This window comes from Mesorhizobium sp. M3A.F.Ca.ET.175.01.1.1 (assembly GCF_004791945.1).
In the GTDB taxonomy this organism is placed as follows: Bacteria; Pseudomonadota; Alphaproteobacteria; order Rhizobiales; family Rhizobiaceae; genus Mesorhizobium.
The window spans coordinates 1-1,891 of the sequence record NZ_SRTP01000036.1; the positions used below are offsets into that span (position 1 = coordinate 1).

The following is a 1,891-nucleotide window of genomic DNA, read 5'->3' on the forward strand; positions in this document are numbered from 1 at the left end:
GCCCGCAGATTGGAGTAAGGGAGAGCCGACATCCGCAAACGATCGTTAAGGTCAAGGCACGCGATATTATCGATGCCGCGATGCCGACTGATACGATCGCACTGGGTGGCTGGCCCATGGAAATCCACCACGCTCCCGGTGTCCAAGAGTACATAGGAGTGGGTGGCTCAGGCTATTTTGGTATCCCACTGAACGCAATCAGAACTCATGTTGATAATCTGCTCGTGGCGGGCAGGTTAACTGGGGCCGATCGAGAGGCGTATGGCTCGATACGAGTGATGGGCACCGCGTTCGCGACCGGTCAGGCTGCCGGCGCGGCGGCTGCACTGCTGCGGTTTTCCGACATCGAAATCAGCGAACTGCGCTCACTGCTCTTGTCACACGGTGCACTGCTCGACCTGACTAGCAGCCGTTCCTCGTGACATCAGGCAATCAATCACTCAAACTTGATGCCACTGCCTTCAACTTCGGGCACGCAGGCTATCGCGCAAGTGCCGACCAAACGACGATAGGCCGCGTTCGATATGGGAATGCACGTATACCCCCATTTCGGGCGCCTGGGGCAGTCGATGGATTGTTATGTCGCGGCCCGCAAACGCCATAGCTGTGAAGTTGTCCACCAGAGCCGATCCCAATCCCACCTCGACCATCCGGCATGCCGTCTCAGCAAACCGCACGACCGTTGTAGGTTCGTAGCGGACTCCGCGGCCGCCAAGATAGTCCGCAATGGACTGGCCGTGCGGCGTGGTGCTCTCGAAACCTACCAGGTCGGTCAGGCACAGGTTTGCCAATTCGCTCTCACCAAGCGACCGTGGACGTTCTTTCGTGGCACCCTTGGTGACAGCAACAATTTCGCCCGATCCAAGAATCTGGGTGGCGATCGAAGGGTGGTTTTGCTGGTAAAGACCCACCACCATCTCCCCCTCCCCAAAAACGAGATAGTCGGTGACCTGGGAAACGGACAGAACATCCAACCGCATAATCAGTTTGGGATAGCGCCTCCTGAGGCGAAGCATTGCTCTCGGCACTATGCTCGCTGCCAAGCTCGGTGAAGCGCCGACGCGGAACTTCATGTCTTCGCCGACCGACATCCTGCGTATCGACTCCTGCAGGTTTCGTACGTTTCGAAACAACGTCGCGACTTCGCCAAATATCAACGCTGCGTGGGCCGTGGGCTGCAGGCGCCCCTTGGCGCGCTCGAAGAGCGGAACTTTTGCTTGCGCCTCTAGGTGCCGAAGAACGCGACTGACGACCGGCTGAGAAACGTTGAGGAGGTTCGCGGCGCCAACAACAGACCCCGTTTCCATCACGGCGTTGAACACCTCAATCTGACGAAGCGTAAACACTAGCGCACCCAACCGCTGTCCTTATGACATAAGGTATGTAACAACAATACGTTGTCAACAAGAGCTGGCGATCGTACGGATGGCGTAACAATCGGAGCCCGCTTCCATGTCTATTGCCCCTTTTGCTCGGGTTGTCGAGCAAGTCGCGCTCACCGCTCCGCAAATCGACGAGTTGTACGTCAAAGCGGTGCCCTTGAGCAGATTCGTGTTGCAGCGATCCGCTGGAGGGGGTGCGTTGCCCCAGTTCACCTATTTCGGACTTGAAGTGACGCCACTTGAACAACGCGACGCGGAACGCCTAACGCTTGGGCCGCCCGTAGAAAGCGACGACCCGATCGCCTTTGCAAACGTGCCCTTCAAAGGCGGTGTGTTCACCTATCTACCATATGACAACGAGGGTAACACGGGTCCTCAGTTTTGGTTCGTGTCAAGGCTCCTGATAATTGACCACGCCTGTGCCAAGGCCTTTGAGGTTTTCACCGTTCAAAACAACGGCACACGTCACGAGGCAATCCGTGATAGTGGAAAAGATGTAATTAACCGGC

3 protein-coding genes are annotated in these 1,891 nt (G+C 57.0%); 2 read left to right on the top strand and 1 reads right to left on the bottom strand.

What is annotated here, in order from left to right; all coding sequences use genetic code 11:
- A partial coding sequence (locus EN818_RS30595) for an FAD-dependent oxidoreductase (RefSeq protein WP_135906207.1) occupies window positions 1–422 on the top strand: 422 nt, incomplete at its 5' end.
- 39 nt (window positions 423–461) lie between these two features.
- Here EN818_RS30595 and EN818_RS30600 read toward each other — a convergent pair.
- Window positions 462–1,358, bottom strand: a complete 897-nt coding sequence (locus tag EN818_RS30600; RefSeq protein WP_135906208.1) for a LysR family transcriptional regulator — start codon at window positions 1,356–1,358, stop codon at window positions 462–464.
- A gap of 94 nt (window positions 1,359–1,452) precedes the next feature.
- Between EN818_RS30600 and EN818_RS30605 the strand changes: the two genes are divergently transcribed.
- The coding region (locus tag EN818_RS30605) for a hypothetical protein (RefSeq protein WP_135906209.1) at window positions 1,453–1,891 on the top strand (439 nt) is incomplete at its 3' end.